General features: G+C 72.0%; 17 protein-coding genes. 11 read left to right on the forward strand and 6 right to left on the reverse strand.

Annotated features, from left to right (window positions below):
• Positions 1-45: 45 nt before the first annotated feature.
• Entirely contained in the window at positions 46-387 is a 342-nt protein-coding gene (locus tag WME98_RS13440; RefSeq protein ID WP_437333696.1) for a hypothetical protein, read from the forward strand.
• Positions 388-417: 30 nt separating this feature from the next.
• Here the strand turns inward: WME98_RS13440 and WME98_RS13445 are convergent, their stop codons facing one another.
• Positions 418-1,707: an NAD(P)/FAD-dependent oxidoreductase gene (locus WME98_RS13445; protein WP_437951669.1), complete on the reverse strand. Its 1,290-nt coding sequence runs from the start codon at positions 1,705-1,707 to the stop codon at positions 418-420.
• A gap of 126 nt (positions 1,708-1,833) precedes the next feature.
• Between WME98_RS13445 and WME98_RS13450 the strand changes: the two genes are divergently transcribed.
• The 5 genes from WME98_RS13450 (at position 1,834) to WME98_RS13470 (ending at position 5,785) form a co-directional block, all read left to right on the forward strand.
• On the forward strand, positions 1,834-2,160 hold the full coding sequence (locus tag WME98_RS13450) for a 2Fe-2S iron-sulfur cluster-binding protein (RefSeq protein WP_437333697.1): 327 nt from the start codon (positions 1,834-1,836) through the stop codon (positions 2,158-2,160).
• A gap of 179 nt (positions 2,161-2,339) precedes the next feature.
• Positions 2,340-4,004: an isocitrate lyase/phosphoenolpyruvate mutase family protein gene (locus tag WME98_RS13455; protein ID WP_437951670.1), complete on the forward strand. Its 1,665-nt coding sequence runs from the start codon at positions 2,340-2,342 to the stop codon at positions 4,002-4,004.
• Between the two features lie 4 nt (positions 4,005-4,008).
• On the forward strand, positions 4,009-4,521 hold the full coding sequence (locus tag WME98_RS13460; RefSeq protein ID WP_437951671.1) for a thiamine pyrophosphate-binding protein: 513 nt from the start codon (positions 4,009-4,011) through the stop codon (positions 4,519-4,521).
• Positions 4,518-5,081 carry a thiamine pyrophosphate-dependent enzyme gene (locus tag WME98_RS13465; RefSeq protein ID WP_437951672.1) on the forward strand — a complete coding sequence of 188 codons (564 nt, stop codon included), beginning with the start codon at positions 4,518-4,520 and terminating at the stop codon, positions 5,079-5,081. The genes WME98_RS13460 and WME98_RS13465 overlap by 4 nt, the downstream gene beginning before the upstream one ends.
• Positions 5,078-5,785 (forward strand): NTP transferase domain-containing protein, encoded by a 708-nt coding sequence (locus tag WME98_RS13470; RefSeq protein WP_437951673.1) that lies wholly within the window; start codon positions 5,078-5,080, stop codon positions 5,783-5,785. The genes WME98_RS13465 and WME98_RS13470 overlap by 4 nt, the downstream gene beginning before the upstream one ends.
• A gap of 66 nt (positions 5,786-5,851) precedes the next feature.
• Here WME98_RS13470 and WME98_RS13475 read toward each other — a convergent pair whose 3' ends face one another.
• A complete protein-coding gene (locus tag WME98_RS13475; protein ID WP_061629115.1) occupies positions 5,852-6,724 on the reverse strand; it encodes a CDP-alcohol phosphatidyltransferase family protein in 873 nt (290 codons plus the stop codon).
• Between the two features lie 202 nt (positions 6,725-6,926).
• Here WME98_RS13475 and WME98_RS13480 point away from each other — a divergent pair, with 202 nt between their 5' ends.
• Complete coding sequence (locus tag WME98_RS13480; protein WP_437333701.1) at positions 6,927-7,295, forward strand: PDZ domain-containing protein; 369 nt, start codon at positions 6,927-6,929, stop codon at positions 7,293-7,295.
• Between the two features lie 16 nt (positions 7,296-7,311).
• Here WME98_RS13480 and WME98_RS13485 read toward each other — a convergent pair whose 3' ends face one another.
• Entirely contained in the window at positions 7,312-7,707 is a 396-nt protein-coding gene (locus tag WME98_RS13485; RefSeq protein ID WP_437951674.1) for a YbjN domain-containing protein, read from the reverse strand.
• Positions 7,708-8,117: 410 nt separating this feature from the next.
• Between WME98_RS13485 and metK the strand changes: the two genes are divergently transcribed.
• Together metK and WME98_RS13495 are read left to right on the forward strand one after the other, a co-directional pair.
• Positions 8,118-9,365, forward strand: a complete 1,248-nt coding sequence (metK, locus tag WME98_RS13490) for a methionine adenosyltransferase (RefSeq protein ID WP_437951675.1) — start codon at positions 8,118-8,120, stop codon at positions 9,363-9,365.
• 348 nt (positions 9,366-9,713) lie between these two features.
• Positions 9,714-11,036: a hypothetical protein gene (locus WME98_RS13495; RefSeq protein WP_437951676.1), complete on the forward strand. Its 1,323-nt coding sequence runs from the start codon at positions 9,714-9,716 to the stop codon at positions 11,034-11,036.
• A gap of 43 nt (positions 11,037-11,079) precedes the next feature.
• Here WME98_RS13495 and WME98_RS13500 read toward each other — a convergent pair whose 3' ends face one another.
• The 3 genes from WME98_RS13500 to WME98_RS13510 form a co-directional block, all read right to left on the reverse strand.
• Complete coding sequence (locus WME98_RS13500) at positions 11,080-11,715, reverse strand: phenylalanine--tRNA ligase beta subunit-related protein (protein WP_044989384.1); 636 nt, start codon at positions 11,713-11,715, stop codon at positions 11,080-11,082.
• A 25-nt stretch (positions 11,716-11,740) separates the two neighbouring features.
• On the reverse strand, positions 11,741-13,021 hold the full coding sequence (locus WME98_RS13505; protein ID WP_437951677.1) for a phage head spike fiber domain-containing protein: 1,281 nt from the start codon (positions 13,019-13,021) through the stop codon (positions 11,741-11,743).
• A gap of 171 nt (positions 13,022-13,192) precedes the next feature.
• On the reverse strand, positions 13,193-13,345 hold the full coding sequence (locus tag WME98_RS13510; RefSeq protein ID WP_437951678.1) for a hypothetical protein: 153 nt from the start codon (positions 13,343-13,345) through the stop codon (positions 13,193-13,195).
• A gap of 31 nt (positions 13,346-13,376) precedes the next feature.
• Here WME98_RS13510 and WME98_RS13515 point away from each other — a divergent pair, with 31 nt between their 5' ends.
• Positions 13,377-15,860 (forward strand): O-antigen ligase family protein, encoded by a 2,484-nt coding sequence (locus tag WME98_RS13515; protein ID WP_437951679.1) that lies wholly within the window; start codon positions 13,377-13,379, stop codon positions 15,858-15,860.
• Positions 15,861-15,919: 59 nt separating this feature from the next.
• The gene (locus WME98_RS13520; RefSeq protein WP_437951680.1) at positions 15,920-17,182 is read left to right on the forward strand and encodes a hypothetical protein; all 1,263 of its coding nucleotides are present in this window, start codon (positions 15,920-15,922) and stop codon (positions 17,180-17,182) included.
• Positions 17,183-17,421: the final 239 nt, after the last annotated feature.

The raw sequence follows: 17,421 nt of genomic DNA on the forward strand, positions 1-17,421 counted from the left end.
GCCGGCACCGGACGCCGGCGACGCCCCGGGCGCGCGACGATGACGATGACGAGAGCACTCCTCGGACTCCTCCTGTGCGGCACCTCCGTCCTCGGCTGCGGCAAGGCCGGCGGCGAGCCGGGGAGGGCCGAGCTCGAGAGCACGGGGGTCGACGCGTGCGACGGCTACCTGGCCGCGATGCTCGCCTGCGCCGGCAAGCTGCCCGCGGAGACGAGGAAGGGCCACGAGGCCGCGATCCGGATCGCGCGCGACGCGCTCGAGGCGAAGGCGGAGGCCGACGACGACGCGCTCGAGGGCGACGCGAGGGACGAGGCGCGCAGCGCGCTCGCGGCCGCGTGCCAGCAGATGAGCGAGGCGGTCGCCGAGCGCGCCCCCTGCGGCGGGTGATCGCGCGCGCGGGGGCCAGCGCGCCGCGCGTCACGTGAAGGTGGGCACCTCCGCCGGATAGTACTGCCGGAGGAACGACGCCCACTGCGGGCGCTTCTCGGCGTGGAACACGTCGCCCGCGAGCATGCTGGTGATGAGCTTGCGCATCGTGGGCCGCTGGTTCGGCTCGAACAGCGTCTCCCGGAAGTGGCCCTTGTAGAAGCCCTGCACGACGCCGAGGAACAGATCGACGGCGTAGCGGACCTCCGCCTCGTAGCTCGCGAACGCGGCGCGCGAGGTGTCCCCGGCCTCGAGCGCGCGGTGGATCGCCGTGGCCGCCAGATCGGCGCCCTTGATGGCGAGGTGCGCGCCCGTCGAGAAGAGCGGGTCGAGGAACCCGCCGGCGTCGCCCACGAAGAGCCAGCCGTCGCCGGCGAGCTGGTCGATCCGGTACGAGAAGTCGGCGAGCGCCCCCACCGGCCTCACGCGCCGCGCGCCCGCGAGGAGCTCCCGCGCCCAGCTGCTCTCGGCGACGGTGCGCTCGAAGAAATCGTCGAGGCTCTCCCCTCGCCTCCGGCTCCGGATCCAGCTCGACGACACGACCGCGCCGACGCTCGTCACCTCGCCGCGGAACGGGATGAACCAGAACCACCCGTGGTCGAAGATGACCAGCTGGATGTTGCCCTGGTGGATCCCGTCCTCGCGGACCACGCCCTCGTAGTGGGCGAAGAGCGCGGTCTTGTCGAGCTCGGCCAGCTGCGCCTTGCGCCGCAACCTCGAGGCGAGCAGCGTGTCCCGCCCCGTCGCGTCCACGATGATCGGCGCCCGGAGCTCCACGACGTCGCTCGCGCCGGCGCGCGCGGCCGGCGCGGCGTCCAGCGCGGCGCCCTCGGACCTCGCGCGCGGCCGCGCCCGCACCCCGACCGCGCGCGACCCGTCGAACAGCACCTCGACGGCCTCCCACGACTCGCGCACCTCCGCCCCGAGCTCCGCCGCGTGCCGGAGCAGCAGCTGGTCGAACACGTCGCGCTCCACCTGGTAGGCGAACTCGAACTTCGGATCGAACGCGTCGGCGAAGCTGTACGTCCGCGTCCGCCCCGTCGACGAGCACAGGAAGCGGGCGCCGTATTTGCGGAGGAAGCGCGCGTCGAGCTTCTCGTCCAGCCCGAGCCGCTCGAAGACCTCGCGCGAGCGCGGCAGCAGCGACTCGCCGATGTGAAAGCGAGGGAACGTCTCCCGCTCGAGCACGAGGGAACGGCGGCCGAGCTTGGCCAGCGACGCGGCGAGCGTCGACCCACCCGGCCCGCCGCCGAGAATGATTGCGTCCCAGCGATCGGTCATGCCTCCGTCGTATAATGCGAGGAGACGCCCGCGAAAATGCGGTCGCGGCGCGCGAGGCCAGCGCCGCGCCGACGCGCCGCTCGCCATCGGCGCGGGGCCCCAGCCAGGGCGCAGGAGGAAGCGGAGATGCCCACGGTCGTGTTCGAGGCCAGCGAGCTCGGCCCTCCCGTCTCCGCCGAGGCCGAGGCCGGCAGGCTGATCGACGTCTGCGACGACGCGCGCGCGCCGGTCGTGTTCTCGTGCCGCGACGCGCGCTGCGCCACCTGCCGCGTCGAGGTCGTCGAGGGGGAGCAACACCTCGAGCCGCCGGCGCGCGGCGAGCTCGAGCTGCTCGAGCGGCTCGGCGCCCCGCCGCGCCTGCGCCTCGCCTGCCAGGCGGTGCTCCGCGCCGGCCCTGGGCTGGTCCGGCTCCGCGGCGTGCGCGGCATTGGCGGGACCGGCGAACGGTGTTAAGGCAGCCCCGTCCTGAGGCCCGGCTCCGATGGAGGGCGAGACCCGGCGCCCCACGGCGCCGCCCGCGCGCGGCGACGGCGGGCGCCGCTCGCTCGGGCCGCGCTCCGCTGCGCAGCGGGCGCGGTCGCTCGCCGGGCGGACGGTGACGAGGCCGCGCGGAGGAGAGGAGTGGAGGAGACGTGACCAAAGCCAGGAAGCTGCGCGAGCTCATGGCCCGTCCGGGCCCGATCGTCATCGTCGGCGCGCACAACGGGCTCTCCGCGAAGATCGGCGAAGAGGCAGGGTTCGACGGGCTCTGGGCCTCCGGCTTCGAGATCTCGGCGAGCTACGCGGTGCCGGACGCGAACATCCTCACGATGGCGGAGAACCTCCACGCCGCCAAGATGATGAACAACACCTCGCTCCCCGTCGTCGCGGACTGCGACAACGGCTACGGCAACGCCGTCAACGTCATCCGCTGCGTCGAGGAGTACGAGGCCGCCGGCGTCGCGGCCATCTGCATGGAAGACAACATCTTCCCGAAGCGCTGCAGCTTCTACGCGGGCGTGAAGCGCGAGCTCGCCGAGGTCGAGGAGCACGCGCTCAAGGTCCGCGCGGCGAAATCGGCGCAGAAGGACCGCGACTTCGTGGTCATCGCGCGGACCGAGGCGCTCATCGCCGGCTGGGGGATGGATGAGGCGCTCCGCCGCGGCCGCGCCTACGCGGACGCGGGCGCCGACATGGTCCTCATCCACTCGAAGAGCAAGGACCCGGACGAGGTGCTCTCCTTCGCCCGCGCGTGGGATCGCCCGGGCACGCCGCTCGTCTGCGTGCCGACGATCTACCGCACGACCAACGTCGACACCCTGCACAAAGCCGGCTTCAAGCTGATCATCTTCGCGAACCACGCGATCCGCTCGTCCATCAAGGCGATGACGGAGACGCTCCAGACGCTCAAGCGCGAGATGTACACCGGCAGCGTCGACGACAAGGTGGTGCCGCTCGAGCGCGTCTATCAGCTCGTGGGCGTCGACAAGATGAAGCAGGAGGAGTCGAGCTTCCTGCCCTCCGGCAGCCCGGGCGTCACCGCGGTCATCCTCGCCGCCGGCCAGAGCCAGGGCCTCCTGCCCCTCACGGAGGAGCTGCCGAAGCCGATGCTCGACCTGAAGGGCAAGAGCATCCTCGAGCGGCAGATCGACGTGCTCAACGCGTGCGGCGTGAAGGACGTCGCCGTCGTGCGCGGGTACAAGAAGGAGGCGATCAAGCTCCCGAACGCCCGCTATTACGACAACGACGAGTACGCGACGACGAACGAGGTCGCCTCGCTCTTCCGCGCCTCCAAGGAGCTGAACGGGCCGTTCGTCTTCCTCTACGGCGACATCGTGTTCGAGCGCGGCCACCTCGAGAAGCTGCTCAAGAGCCCGGCCGACATCTCGATCGTCGTCGACCGCGCCTACGCCGAGGGCCAGCGGCCCAAGGACGCGCGCGGCGTGCCGGATCTCGTGGTCCTGAAGGACGCGCAGGAGGCCGGCTACCGCTTCGTGGGCGCCGACGCGCCGCACCGGGTGGCCCGCGTCGGCCGCGCGATCCCGGCGGGCGAGGCGCACGGCGAGTTCGTCGGCATGGCCATGTTCACCGCGAAGGGCGCGCGCCTGCTCACCGACTGCTACCGCCAGCTGCAGGAGACCCGCGCGAAGGGCAGCTTCCACGAGGCCGAGTCGCTCCGCAGCGCGACCTTCACCGACCTGCTCCAGGAGCTCATCGACCGCGGCGCGGACGTGCAGGCGATCGACGTCTACAAGGGGTGGCTCGAGATCGACACGTTCGAGGACTACCGCCGCGCCTGGGCCCTCATCAAGGAGTGAGCCGATGTCCCACGGTTCAGGAAAATCGTACGCGCCCGAGTTCGTCGCCGCGCTCAAGGACGCGGGGTTCGACTTCTTCGCGGGCGTGCCCTGCTCGCTCTTGAAGGGCCTCGTCTCGCAGCTCGAGGCCGACAGGGACGCCCGCTACATCTCGGCGACCCGCGAGGACAGCGCGATCGGGATGGCGGTCGGCGCCTGGCTCGGCGGCCGGCTGCCGATGGTCCTGATGCAGAACTCCGGGCTCGGCGTCTCCGTCAACGCGCTGGCCTCGCTCAGCACGATGTACGAGGTGCCCACGCTGCTCGTCATCTCCTGGCGCGGCGAGGGCGGCAACGACGCCCCGGAGCACATCATGATGGGCGAGATCATGCTCCCCATCCTCGATCTGATGAAGATCCAGCACCGCGTCCTCCGCGACGGCGAGCCGATGGGCCCGCAGGTCGGGTGGGCGAAGGACGTCATGCTCTCCACGAGGCAGCCGGCGGCGCTCATCGTCCCGGCGGGGGTGCTCGAATGAACAAGCTCGAAGCGCTCAAGGTGTTCACGGCGGCGGTCGGCAACGACGACCTCGTGGTCTGCTGCAACGGCATGATCGGCCGCGAGCTCTACACGACGCAGGACCGGCCCTCGAATTTCTACATGATCGGCTCGATGGGGCTCGGCCTGTCGATCGGCCTCGGCCTCGCGCTCGCGCAGCCGCGCAAGCGGATCTTCGTGCTCGACGGCGACGGCAACGTCCTCATGGGCATGAACGCCCTCGCCAGCGTCGGGAGCGAGCGGCCCGCGAACCTCCTGCACGTCGTCCTCGACAACCGCTCCCACGCCTCGACCGGCGGGCAGCGGACGATCTCGGGCGACGTGAAGCTCGAGTCGGTCGCCAGCGCCGTCGGCTACCGCGCCACGCACCGCGCCGACTCGGTCGATTCGTTCGACGCGTCGCTGCGCGCCGCGCGCGTGCAGCCGGGCCCGGTCATGGTCCTCGCCCTCGTCGACGGCGGCACCGTGAAGGGCATCGGCCGCGTCGCCGAGACCCCGCCGGAGCTCGCCGCCCGCTTCGCGGCCGAGGCGCGCCGATGAGGGCCATCCTGCTCGCCGCGGGGCGCGGCCGGCGCATCGGCCGGGACGCGCCCAAGTGCCTCATCTCGATCGAGGGCAAGACGCTGCTCGAGCGCCACCTCGTGAACCTCGCCGAGAGCGGCGTCGCCGAGCTGACGATCGTCGTCGGCTTCCGGCGCGAGATGATCGAGGAGGCCCTCGCGTCGCTCCGCGCCCCGCTCACGATCGAGCTCGTCGAGAACCCGCGGTTCGTCCACGGGAGCATCGTCTCGCTCCACGTCGCGGCCGATCGGCTGTCGGGCGGCGGGCTGTGGATGGACGCCGACGTGCTGTACCCCGCCGCGCTGCTGCGGCGCCTCGTGTCCTCGCCGCACGAGAACTGCCTGCTCGTCGACGCGGGCTCGGAGGAGAGCGGCGAGGAGATGATGGTCGGCGTCCGCGCCGGCCGCGTGCTGAAGATCGCGCGCCGCGTCGGCAAGGGGTGGGACCTCGCGGGCGAGACCGTCGGCTTCGCCAAGGTCGGGCCGCAGGGCGGCCGCGTGATGCAGCGCCTCCTCGAGGAGGAGGTCTCCGCCGGCCGCCTCGATCAGGAGTACGAGGCCGCGATGGACCGCGCCTTCCAGGAGGTGCCGTTCGGCATCGAGCGCGTCGACGACCTGCCCTGGACCGAGATCGACTTCGAGGAGGACGTGGAGAAGGCCCGCCGGCTGGCGAGCGCGCTCTGACGCGCGCCCTCTGACACGCGCCCTCTGACGAGACGAGACGCGCGGGCCCGAGCGCGGCGGCCGAGCTCAGGCCACGGCCAGCTTCCCGCGGCGGGACGCGCCGCGGAGGAACCAGCCGTTCAGCACGATGACCGCGACGATCCAGACGACCCCGCCGGTCGCGAAGAAGACCTGACCCAGCCAGAGCTGGTCCGCGAGGAGCGTCAGCACCACCAGCGACAGGAACGCGTCCCCGTTCGATATCGCCCAGAGCGCGCCGATGAGGCGCGTGAGCGGCGATGTCTCCTCCCGGATCAGCTGTTTTACCTGATCCGCACCGGTGGAGGACCGGCTCCGCTCCGGGTCGAACCACTCGTGTTCGAACGCGAGGTGCCCCATCCGCCCGATGAAGACATCGGCGTGGGCAAAGAACGAGGACGACGGGCCGAGCGCCTGGATCTTGCTGCGCAGCACGTCCACCGTCTCATCGGTGCCCCGCTCGAAGATCGAGCAGTACTTGAGCTTGAAGTAGTCCGAGGAAAATGAGCGCAACGCCCCCTGGAGCAGCGCGAGCAGCAGGATGCCGTTCGTGGACAGGACGGCGCTCCACGGGCCCTCGGGCGGCGGGTGAAGGTGGAAGTGCCAGAAGATGCCCGCGTACAGGAATGTCACACCGAGCCAGTCCGCCAGGGCGTCAATGGCGTGCCCTGCGGGGCTCGCCATCCGCTTGGCCCGCGCCAGCGCGCCGTCCACGCAATCCAGGATGGAGCGGAGCTCGAAGGCGAGCGCGCCGGCGGCGAGGTGCCGCGGATCATCGAACGTCACCAGGTACCCGGCGAGCGCCGCGAAGAGCGGCTGGACCAGCGTCACCTGGTTCGGGGTGACGGGCGTCCTCATCAGCGCTCGCACGATCCAGCGCGCGATCGGGTACCGGTAGTAGCGATTGAGCGGGTCCTCCATGCGCATTTTCCAGCCGCCGGGCACACCGCCGGACGGAGCGGCAGGCGTAGAGCTCTCGGTAGCAGCGCACGGTTCGGGCATCGGCGACTCCGGCGCGGACTCTAGGGCAGCTTCCCCCCGGAGACCAACTGGATTGAGCGCTCCGCGGACGTCGCCCGACGATGAGGCGCACGGGGCGCCGCTCGGGCGCTATGGTGTCCCCGTGGCAAGCAGGTCCTTCGGCGCGGCGCTCCTGCTCATGGCCGCCGGCTGCGCGGCGGGCGTGGGGTCCATCGGGGCCGTCCTCGGGAGAGACAACGAGTCGCAGGCGCTCTACGTGCGCGACGTACCGCGCGGGCTCGCCGCCGAGCGGGCCGGGCTGATCCCCGGCGACGAGATCCTCATGATCGATGGCGTCTACGTGCGGGATCTCTCCTCGGCCGAGGTGCGCGAGCGGCTCCGCGGCGCCGTCGGGAGCGCCGTCGAGCTCACGGTCGTCCGCGGCGGCGACGTGCGGCGCGTCCGCGTCGTGCGCAGCGAGCTCAGGGCGCACGAGGGGATCAAGCCGCGAGAGGAGCCGATCGTGCCGTGAGGCGCCGGGGGGCTCCTCACGGCGTGGCGAGCTCCACAAGCTCGGCATAGTGCTTGTTCGCATAGAACGAGAGCACGTCGACCGCGTCGCGCACCTCGCTCGGATCGAGGTCCTCGAGGCGGTACTCGACACTCAGGATCACGTCGCCCTCCTCGTCGGCCGAGAGCTTGGCCATGTTGATCTCGCGGTTCAGCTGGAGGAGGCGCCGCACGATCGCGTCGCCCTCCTCGGCCTCCATCGGGAGCCGCACGAACGGGATCACCGCGAAGACGACGAAGGGGGGCGAGAGCCGCACGAACAGGGGGAAGAGCCGCTCGGCCCCCTGAAAGTCGCTGCGCATCGTGTCGCTGGACACGACCTCCACAGCCCAGCCTTCACCCTCGAGGCAGGCCCTGATCTCGTCGAACGTCATGCGCGGCATCATAGCCGCTCGCGGCGCGCCACCGGGAGTGCGCAGGACGTGCGGCGGGGTGGCCGCGCCGCGATCGCCCGCGATCGCGGGCCGCCCGGCGCGATCCGGAGCGCGGCGCGGCTCCTTCGCCTGGCGCGCGTCGGTCGGGCGCGCCTTTCGCCGGCGCGCCCGACGGATGCGCGCCGGGGAGCGAAGTGCTGCCCGGGCAGCAGCGCGCGCGCAGGGTGGCCGCGCGCGGGGTGGCCGCGCGCGCGGTGGCCCATTCGCGTTCAGGCCGCGCGAGCCGACCCATCCGGCAGCTCGTCCGGCCGGCGCTTTTGTCCGCGGCCGGCCGCAGCCCGCGTTGACGGTGCCCCGCGCCCGAACTATGCGTAGAGGCCCGTTTTTCGAGCCCGCCGAAGGAGCGATTCATGCGCCGTTACCAGTTCACTTCCGAGTCCGTCACCGAAGGACATCCCGACAAGGTATGCGACCAGATCTCCGACGCGATTCTCGATGGCATCATCGAGAAGGATCCGACGGCCCGCGTCGCCTGCGAGACCCTGGTGAAGACGGGCATGGCCGTCGTTGCCGGCGAGATCACGACCTCGGCGTGGGTCGACATGCCGGTGGTCGTGCGCAACACGATCAAGGACATCGGCTACACCGACGCCTCGATGGGCTTCGACTACGAGACATGCGCGGTGCTCACGGCGATCGAGAAGCAATCGCCCGATATCTCCCGCGGCGTCACCGAGGGCGAGGGCCTCTTCAAGGAGCAGGGCGCCGGCGATCAGGGGCTCATGTTCGGCTTCGCGACGGACGAGACGTCGGAGCTGATGCCGTCGCCGATCAGCTATGCCCACCGCCTCGCCCGCAAGCTCGCTGATCTCCGCAAGTCGAAGAAGCTCGATTGGCTGCGCCCCGACGGCAAGACCCAGGTCACGATCGAGTACGAGGAGCACACGCCCGTCCGCGTGAGCGCCGTGGTCGTGTCGACGCAGCACAGCCCCGAGGTCAAGCACAAGACGATCGTCGACGCCGTGCGGAGCCTGATCATCGAGAAGAGCATCCCGGCGAAGCTGATGGATCGGAACACGAAGGTGTACGTGAACCCGACCGGCCGCTTCGTGGTCGGCGGCCCCTTCGGCGACGCCGGCCTCACCGGCCGCAAGATCATCGTCGACACCTACGGCGGCATGGGCCGGCACGGCGGCGGCGCCTTCAGCGGCAAGGACCCGACGAAGGTCGATCGCTCCGCCTGCTACTACGCGCGCTACGTCGCGAAGAACGTCGTCGCGTCGAAGCTCGCCGCGCGCTGCGAGGTGCAGATCGCCTACGCCATCGGCGTCGCGCAGCCGGTCGGCGTGCACGTCAACACCTTCGGCACGGGCCGCGTAGGTGACGAGGTGCTCGAGAAGTACATCATGCAGAACTTCGACATGCGGCCGAAGGCGATCATCGAGCAGCTCGACCTGCTGAAGCCCATCTACCGCAAGACGGCGGCGTACGGCCACTTCGGGCGCGACGAGTTCAGCTGGGAGAAGACGAACCGCGCGGCCAAGATGGGCGAGGATCTGCTGCGCCCGACGCTCTCCGCGGTGCCCGCGACCGTGAACGGCTCCGGCAAGAAGGAGCCGAAGCGCAAGGGCAAGAAGGAAGTGGGCGCCCAGGCCTGAGCGTCCGGAACGTCCCGCCCGGCACCGGTCGAGCGGGGCGGATCCGGCGGCCCACGCCCCTCGAGGGCCCGAGAGCGCCGGCGCGGTGAAAGCGCCGGCGCTCTCTGTTTTGTCGAGGCTCCGTCGATGCGGTCGCCCCTCTTCTTCGGCAGCGCGCAGCGCGCTGGACGCCCGCGCCTGGCCGGGAGCCAGTGCCACGATGTGGGCGTCCGACTCACAAAAAAGCACCGCGCTTCGCCGGGATGTGCTGACTGTTGCCGCGGCTTCTGCTGATAAAATCATCGCAGACTCCCGTATCGCCGGATCGACCTGAACCTCCTTGGCTCCATGCGACCTCGAGGAGCACCGATGACGCGTTGGTTGGATTTCTTGAGCCTCATGACCGCGGCGGGGTGCCTGAGCGTGGCCTGCACCGGGAACATCGGACCGGTGGGCGGCATCGCCGCTGGCGGGGAGGGCGGCGCCGGGAGCGCCGCCGGCCCCGGCGGCAACGCGCCGACAGCGACGACCGACGCGACGACCATCACCACGGCGTCGGGCGGCGCCGGAGGCGCGGCGAGCGTGGGGGGCGCTGGGGGCATGGACTGCGGCGGCTCGCCGGACGACGACGCGGACGGCGACGGCTACACGGAGCAGCAAGGCGACTGCGACGACTGCAACCCGCTCGTCAACCCGGGCGTGGTGGAGCTCGCGACGGTCGGCGGCGAGGGCGGCGCCGCGCCGGAGAGGGTCGACGACGACTGCGACGGCGAGATCGACAACCTGCCGGAGCCCTGCGACGACGACATCCCGATCGATGACGCGGATCCGCTCAAGGCCGCGAAGGCGGTCGAGCTGTGCAAGACGTCGTCCGGGCCCGGCGACTGGGGGGTGGTCTCTGCGGCCTGGGTCATGGTCGACGGCTCGCCGCCGCCGGAAGGGGCGGAACAGAACGCGAACTTTCACCTCGGGCACGGCATCCTGCCCAAGTTCGGGGCCAACATCCCGCCGAAGGCAGGCGCGCGGCTGCTCGCGCTCTCCAGCGGCACGGCGCGCCAAGCGAGCGACGAGGGGTTCGAGAGCCCGATGGGGTTCAACAAGAAGTACGAGGGCGAGTTCCCCGAGGGCTTCCCGAAGGACCCGCGCGACTGCGGCGATTTCGTGCCCTTGAAGCCGTCCGACCCGACCGCCGTCGAGATCGCGATCCGGGTCCCGACGAACGTCCGCGGCTTCGCGTTCAACATCAATTACGTCACCTACGATTGGCCGCTCGCCTGCACCGAGTTCAACGATTACTTCGTCGCGCTGCTCTCGCCGCGTCCGGCCAACCTCATCGACGGCCACATCCTCTTCGACAACAAGAGGAACGCGATGAGCATCAACAACGCCTTCATCGACGTCTGCAGCTGCGACGGCGGCCCGCCCTGCAACCTCGACGGCAGGGTGTACGCGTGCTCGAGCGGGACCAGCGAGCTGCTCGGGACGGGGTTCGAGGGCCGCGCGGGGACGGGCTGGCTCGTCACCTCCGCGCCCGTGGAGCCGGGCCAGCTGATCAAGATCCGGTGGGGAGCGTACGACGCCGGCGATCACCAGCTCGACTCGACCGGGCTCGTCGACAACTGGGTGTGGCTCGCCGAGAAGGACGAGACCGTGAGCACGGTACCCGTCGACCGGCCGCCGCCGGCCCCCTAGCGACGAGCGCGCCCGCGCCGGCGGCGGGTGCCGGCGCGGTTCTTCAGGCCGCGATCGGCGCGTCCGAGGTCGCCGCGCCGACGCCGCCGAGCAGCGCCTTGTACCAGGCGGCCGCCTCCGCCGCGCGGCCCGGCAGCGCGCGGCTGCCCCAGAGGACCGAGAGCGTGCGCGTCGTCCCCGCGTGGGTCTTGGTCCGCTGCGAGTCCTTCACGGCGTTCGCGCACGGGCCTTCCGCGTCGAAGACGCAGAGGAGCCCCGCGAGGTCGATCTCCTGCCCCGACGCGTTGAACACGTAGCGGGCGCCGGCGGGCGCGACGTCGATGCGGAGCGGCGGCCTCGCGCGGTCGAGATCGATCACGCTGATGGGCAGCCCGGTGTGCAGCGACACGGCGTTGCACGCGTCCACGGCCGCGTTGATGGTCGCGAGCGCGCCGCCCTCCGCGGCGCGGATGAGGTACTCGGAGGCCGGCTTGCCCCGGCCGGTCGGCTTGTAGCCGCCGTGCCGGAGCAGGTCGCGGACCGCCGACCGCACGGCGTCGTCCGAGCGGAACGGGGCCGAGGCCTTGTCGGACAGCAGGGCGCGGAGGGCGTCGCTCTCCGGCAGCTCGCCGAGCGGCGCGGGGAAGGTCGTGACGAAGGCGGCGGCTTCGAGCAGCGGATGTGCCGAGATCGTGAGCACGCGGCGCACTCTACACCAGCCGCGCTCAGTGGACCTCGTAGAACTCGACGCGGCGTAGATCCGCGCATTCCTGGCTGCCGTCCGGGTCTCCCAGGATGTGGATGTGGCCCGACTCGGGGACGGGGATCGCGACGGCGGCCGCCGGCTCCTCGATCTCGACGTCCTTCCCCTCGTCGAGGGAGACGCGCAGCGACAGCCCCGACGGCGAGCTCGAGGCCTCGACGTGGAAGGGCTGCTCGCGCTCCCACGAGAGGCTCTCCGTCTCCAGGCTCGCGGAGCCGTCGGCGCCCGTCACGGTCATCACGACGGCGCCGTCCGAGGCGCGGAGGAACACCCGCGTTCCGGAGTCGATGTAGAGGAGGTCGTGATCGGCGAGCTGCTCGCCAGAGGCGTAGTTGGGCGCGAACTCGAGGATCGCCTTGAACCACCCTTTCCAGATCAACCATTCAGCGTTGTTCGCAACCAGCGCGTCGGCCTCGCGCCGCCGCGCGCTGCCCGAGGTGGGGATGGCCGACGAGGGGTATCGCGCCGACTCGAGGTTCAAGAACGCGAAGCTCGCCGCGCTCTGCCGGGCGTCGTCGCCCGCCGCGGGATAGACCCAGATCTGCCCGGCGCGGGCGGTCTCGACGCCGGTGAAGTCGACGCGACGCCACGCGCGCGCCGGCGCGGGCACCCGCGCGCGCTCGTCGTTCTGGGCGGCGTCGTCGAACGCGAAGGCCCGTATCCACGCGAAGCCGCCCTCCTCCCCTTCCACGTCGCCCACCCAGCCCGAGACGGTCGAGATCGAACCGTCGCTGCGGTCGACCGGCACGTAGGTCGCTGCGGCCTGCGCGGCGTCTTCATCGGAGACGCGCCCGGCGGACAGCTCGCCGTCCGGCCCGCGCGCCTCCGCGAGGCTGGCCGCGTGGAGCGTGCGCCAGGGGCGCTGCGACGGAGTCGAGAGCGGAATCCGGTTCTCGCGCGCGCTCTCGAGGCTGAGCCCAGAGGGGCCGTCGTCCCGGATCCGGCGCGCGCGGGCCGCGTGCGCGGGGATTCCGCTCACGAGGGCGCTCTCGCCGATCTGCACGGTCTTGTCCGGAGTGGGGCTCTCCAGCGTCAGCCACCCCGGAAGCTCGTAGACCCCCGGCTGCGCCGGGGTGCTCGCGGACCACCCGTAGAGCATCCCGTTCGGCAGACCGTCCACGCTCCCCTCGCCGCCGCCCCCGCCATCGCCGGGCGAAGCGGGGGCGGCGCCCGCCCCGCTCCCTCCCGTGCCCTGCACGTCGAGCGTGCATGCGGCCCCCGTGCTCGCGACGAGGGCCGCCAACGGAAGGACCGTTGATGCGCGGCGGAGCGCGGCGGCTCTCATGGCGGGATGATTGTCCTCCCACTCTCTCGCTGTCAATCCTGGCACCGCACCGATCGAGCCTGTCATGCCGTGGTCGATCTCGTCCCTTCGCGACCGAGATCGACTACCCTGGCGGGCCGTGGATCCGGACTACCCCCGCTTGAAGCCGAGGTCGCCCATGGAACGCCGGCGCTCGACGAGCGCCGCAGCGTGGAGCCGACCAGGAGGCGCCGCGCCGCCGCTCGCCGAGCGGGTGATCCCGTGGCTCCTCGCGGCCGCTATCGCCGGATCCGTGCTCGCCATCGGCGCCGTCCATACGCCCACGCTGGCACTGGTGTCTTCGATCACAACGATCGCTGCCGCGCTCTCGCTCCGCACCGGCGCGCTCACCGAGGGACGATCGTTGGTGAGGGCGCTGCCGGTCCTCACGCTGCTCGGCTTGACCGCTTATACGCTGCTGCAGGCCGTGCCCCTGCCGCTCGCGTGGCTCGAGCGCCTCTCGCCCGCGAGCGCCGACATCTGGTCGCGCGCCCTGATGCCGCTCGGCGAGGCGGCGCCGCGGTACGCCAGCATCTCGCTCGATCCGGGGGCGACGCTGGTCGAGGCCGTGAAATGGCTCACGTACTCCGGCATCTTCATCGCCGCGGCGTTCGTCGGCGCGCGGCACGGCGCGAGGCTTGGAATCACCTTCGTCTTCGGCAGCGCGTTCCTCGCCGCGCTCACGACGATCGCCCACGGGCTGCTCGGCGCGACGCAGGTCTTCGGCCTGTATCAACCGCGGTTCTCGGTCGCGGCGTGGCATATCGGTCCGCTGCTCAACCCGAACAACCTCGCCGGGTACCTGAACCTCGGAATCCTCTCCGGCGTCGGGCTGCTGCTCACGAGCCGGCCGCTCCTGCCGGCCTGGGCTGCCGGGGTCGGGATCACCACGATCGTCGGGGTCGGCATCATCGCGTCCTCGCGCGGCGGGCTGCTCGTGCTGCCGCTCGGGCTCGCCCTCTTCGCGCTGCTCTCGCGGCAGCGGCGCGGCAGGCGGCGCTCGGGCGGCCGCATCCAGCGCCCGGCGGCCTGGCTGCTGAGCTTCGCCATCGCCGGCGGGGCCCTCTTGGCCGCGCTCGCCACCACGAACCGCACGCTCTCGGAGATCGCGGACGACAACCTCAACAAGCTGTCGCTGTTCTACGCGACGCTCCCGCTGATCGCGGACCACTGGCTCTTCGGCATCGGGCGCGGCGCCTTCGAGACGGTGTTCCCCGCCTACCGGCAGGAGCCGGGGAACATCGTGTTCACCCACGCGGAGAACTTCGCGATCCAGTGGGCGGCGGAGTGGGGCGTCCCGGCGGCGGCGGCCGCGCTCGTCGCGTTCGGCGTCGCGTTTCGCCCGGGCAAGATCGCGCTCCGCGGGAGCACGGCGGCGCTGGGCGCGTGGGTCGGCTGCGTGGTGCTCCTCCTCCAGAACCTGCTGGACCTCGGGCTCGAGGTGCCAGGCGTCGCCATCGCGCTCGCGGCGACCCTGGGCTCGCTCTGGGGCGAGGCCCACCGCGAGCGCCCGCGGCGCGGCGCTCCGGCGGACGAGGCCGACTCCGGGCGGTGGCGGCCGTGGCAGGAGGCGGCGTGCGCCGCGGCCGCCGGGGTCGCGCTGGTCGCCCTGATGCTGCGCTTCGGCTGGCGCGACGTCGACCACGACCGCCGGGCGCTCCGCGCCGTGAGCGACGCCGGGGCGGCGAGCGGCGCCGGCTGGCCGCGCTTCCGCGAGGATCTCCGCGCGGCGATGCTCCGCCACCCCGCGGAGCCGTACTTCCCGCTGCTCGGCGCGGTGACCGTGCTGCAGGGCCGGATCGAGAGCCCGATCCCGTGGCTCCAGCGCACGCTCGAGCGCGCGCGCCGCCACGGCCGCGCCCACCTCCTGCTCGCGGAGGTGCTCGCGTCGCGCGGCGCCAAGGAGCAGGCGCTCCTGAGCCTCCGCCTCGCGGTGGAGGACGACGCCAGCGTCACCGGCGCCGCCGCGGTCCTCGCCCGGCAATGGACCGAGCGCTGGGACGAGCTGCTGCGGGCGGTGCCGGAGGGCAAGGCCGGGGTCGAGATGCTCGAGCGCATGGCGATCGTGGGGGACCGCCGGGAGGCGCTGGACCTGCGCCTGCGCTGCGCGGAGGAGGCGGTCGCGCGCGACCCTGCGCGCGTCGGCGCGCGCTGGGCCGCGGGCACCGCGCTGCTCACGATGCTGGAGGACCCGAGCTCCGCCCGCTGCGGCGGCGACGAGGCGCAGCGGGGCGCCTGCGAGCGGCAGGTCGAGGCGCACGCGGCGGCGATCCAGGGGGCGAAGAGCGACTCGTTCCTCGCGGTCCAGCTGCGGGCGCGGCTCCTCCTCGCGCGCAAGAAGAGCGCGGAGGCCGAGCAGCTGCTCGCGCAGAGCTGCGAGCGGCTCGACAACCGGCTCGGCTGCCTCCGCCTGCGGGTCGTCGCCGCGTCGCAGCTGGGCACCTCCGAGCGGCTCCTCCCCGCGCTCCGCGACCTGATGCCGGCGGCGTGCAGCACCCACGCGGAGTGCGCGTCGGCGGCGACCTGGGTCGGCGACCTGCTCGCCGGGCGCAAGGACTACTCGTCCGCCGTGACCTATTACGCGCGGGCGGCGCAGGACGAACCGACGGAGGAGCGCCTCCTCAAGCTCGCCGACGCCGCGAGCGCGGCCGGCGCGCACGTCGAGGCGGCGAGCGCGCTGGAGCGCCTGCTGCAGCGCCGCGGCGGCAACGACGCCGAGCTGCGCCGGAGGATCCTCGACGAGCGGGCCAAGGCCCTGGCGCCTACGCTCTCGCCATAGGTAGACTGCGCGCCCCCTGTGGTCATGCGCGCCCCTGTCCGCCTCCAGCGAAGCGCCTCGTGAAGCTGTCGTCGTTGCTGCGCGCCCTGATGCACGGGGGCACGGGGGTCGCGTTCGCCGTCCTCCTGCCGCGGGCCCTCTCGCTCGCCGCGCAGTGGGTGCTCGCGCTCTCGTCCCAGCCCGCGGCCCTCGCCGCGCTCGCCAACTACATGTCGCGCGGGGTGGTCGCCGTCGCGCTGGTCCACGCCGGCCTCGCGCCGATCCTGGCGCGCCGGACGCGCGCGCTCTCGACGAAGGCGGGCCGCGCGCTCGCCGGCGGCGCGCTCGCGATGATCGCCGCGGTCGCCTTCAGCATCACGCTCACGCACGAGCTCGCCCTCGGGCTGGGCGGCGCGGCGGGGCTCATCACGGCCTTCTTCAGCGGGTGCTCGCTGCTCGCCGCGGCCTCGCCCAGCCTCTGGCCGCTCTTCCAGCGCGAGGGCCGGTATCTCCAGTCGCTCGCGGTGCTGCTCGTCTTCTCGCCTGGCGCGTCGATGCTGGCCGCGCTGGCCGGCCTCCCCGGCGGCGTGGCCACGGCCCTCGGGCTCGCCAGCGCCTCGCCCGCGCTGCTCCTGCTGCGCCCGACCCGCCTCCGGCGCGCCGCCCGCTACGCGGTGCTCATCGTCCGGCGGGCGTTCCCGTACTCCATCGCGACGTTCTCGACGGTGGTCGTCTATCCCATCTCGCTCAGCGTGAACCTGAAGTACATCGGCGAGCATCGCGTCGGGCAGCAGGTGCTCTACTGGTCGTTCGCCGTGGCCTTCTCGAGCGCCTCGCAGGCGTTCGCCGCGCGCGGCGTCTCGGGCGCGAGCGGCTCGGGCGACGAGGCGACCTGGCAGCCGCGCGCCCTGCGCGCCTGGCTGCCGGCGGGGCTCGCGCTCTGGGCCATCGGCGCCGTCATCTACGCGCTCTTTGCGATCCCGATCCCCTGGATCCCTCATACGGGGGCCGCGCGTGACGCCATGACGGCGACGATGCTGGTCTCCGTGGCGGGTCCGCTCATCACCGACACCTTGTGCGTCTACTTCTCCGGCCCGCGTTCGCGCCGCGCGCTCCCCATCGGCAGCGTGCTGAGCAGCGCCTGTGTGGCCGGGGGCCTCCTCTTGGCGCCGGAGCTCCTGGTCCGCCATTTCGGCGTGTTCGGCCCCTCGGCGCTGGTCGGCGTGGCCCGCCTCGCCTTCGTGATCGACGTGCCCATGCGCCGCTACGCGCTCGGAGCGATGTTCCTGCTCATCGCCGCGTACGCCGCCGCGCTGGCGCTCGGGCAGGGCGTTAGCTTCTAAGTACCGCGGGTCAGCAATCCCGCCAGGGATCTGCCTCGCGAGAGAAGAGAGATTCAACGCAAAGGCGCAAAGGGCGCAAAGACGCAAAAAAGCATTAATATTGATTCTTTTGCGCCTTTGCGCCTTTGCGCCTTTGCGCCTTTGCGCTTTTGCGTTAAATTCTCTCTCTGGATCCGTTGGCTGGACTCTAGTCTCGACTTGGGTACAGCGGTCCGGCGTCGGCAGCTGTACCCACCTCG

This window comes from Sorangium sp. So ce296 (assembly GCF_051529605.1).
In the GTDB taxonomy this organism is placed as follows: Bacteria; Myxococcota_A; Polyangia; order Polyangiales; family Polyangiaceae; genus Sorangium; species Sorangium cellulosum_D.

Excerpts from the sequence above, each read along its gene's own strand:
- WME98_RS13440 (WP_437333696.1), top strand. The coding sequence starts at position 46 with ATGACGAGAGCACTCCTCGGACTCCTCCTGTGCGGCACCTCCGTCCTC.
- WME98_RS13445 (WP_437951669.1), bottom strand. The coding sequence starts at position 1,707 with ATGACCGATCGCTGGGACGCAATCATTCTCGGCGGCGGGCCGGGTGGG.
- WME98_RS13450 (WP_437333697.1), top strand. The coding sequence starts at position 1,834 with ATGCCCACGGTCGTGTTCGAGGCCAGCGAGCTCGGCCCTCCCGTCTCC.
- WME98_RS13460 (WP_437951671.1), top strand. The coding sequence starts at position 4,009 with ATGTCCCACGGTTCAGGAAAATCGTACGCGCCCGAGTTCGTCGCCGCG.
- WME98_RS13465 (WP_437951672.1), top strand. The coding sequence starts at position 4,518 with ATGAACAAGCTCGAAGCGCTCAAGGTGTTCACGGCGGCGGTCGGCAAC.
- WME98_RS13470 (WP_437951673.1), top strand. The coding sequence starts at position 5,078 with ATGAGGGCCATCCTGCTCGCCGCGGGGCGCGGCCGGCGCATCGGCCGG.
- WME98_RS13475 (WP_061629115.1), bottom strand. The coding sequence starts at position 6,724 with ATGGAGGACCCGCTCAATCGCTACTACCGGTACCCGATCGCGCGCTGG.
- WME98_RS13485 (WP_437951674.1), bottom strand. The coding sequence starts at position 7,707 with ATGACGTTCGACGAGATCAGGGCCTGCCTCGAGGGTGAAGGCTGGGCT.
- metK (WP_437951675.1), top strand. The coding sequence starts at position 8,118 with ATGCGCCGTTACCAGTTCACTTCCGAGTCCGTCACCGAAGGACATCCC.
- WME98_RS13495 (WP_437951676.1), top strand. The coding sequence starts at position 9,714 with ATGACGCGTTGGTTGGATTTCTTGAGCCTCATGACCGCGGCGGGGTGC.
- WME98_RS13510 (WP_437951678.1), bottom strand. The coding sequence starts at position 13,345 with ATGGCGAGCACGGATCCGGCGATAGCGGCCGCGAGGAGCCACGGGATC.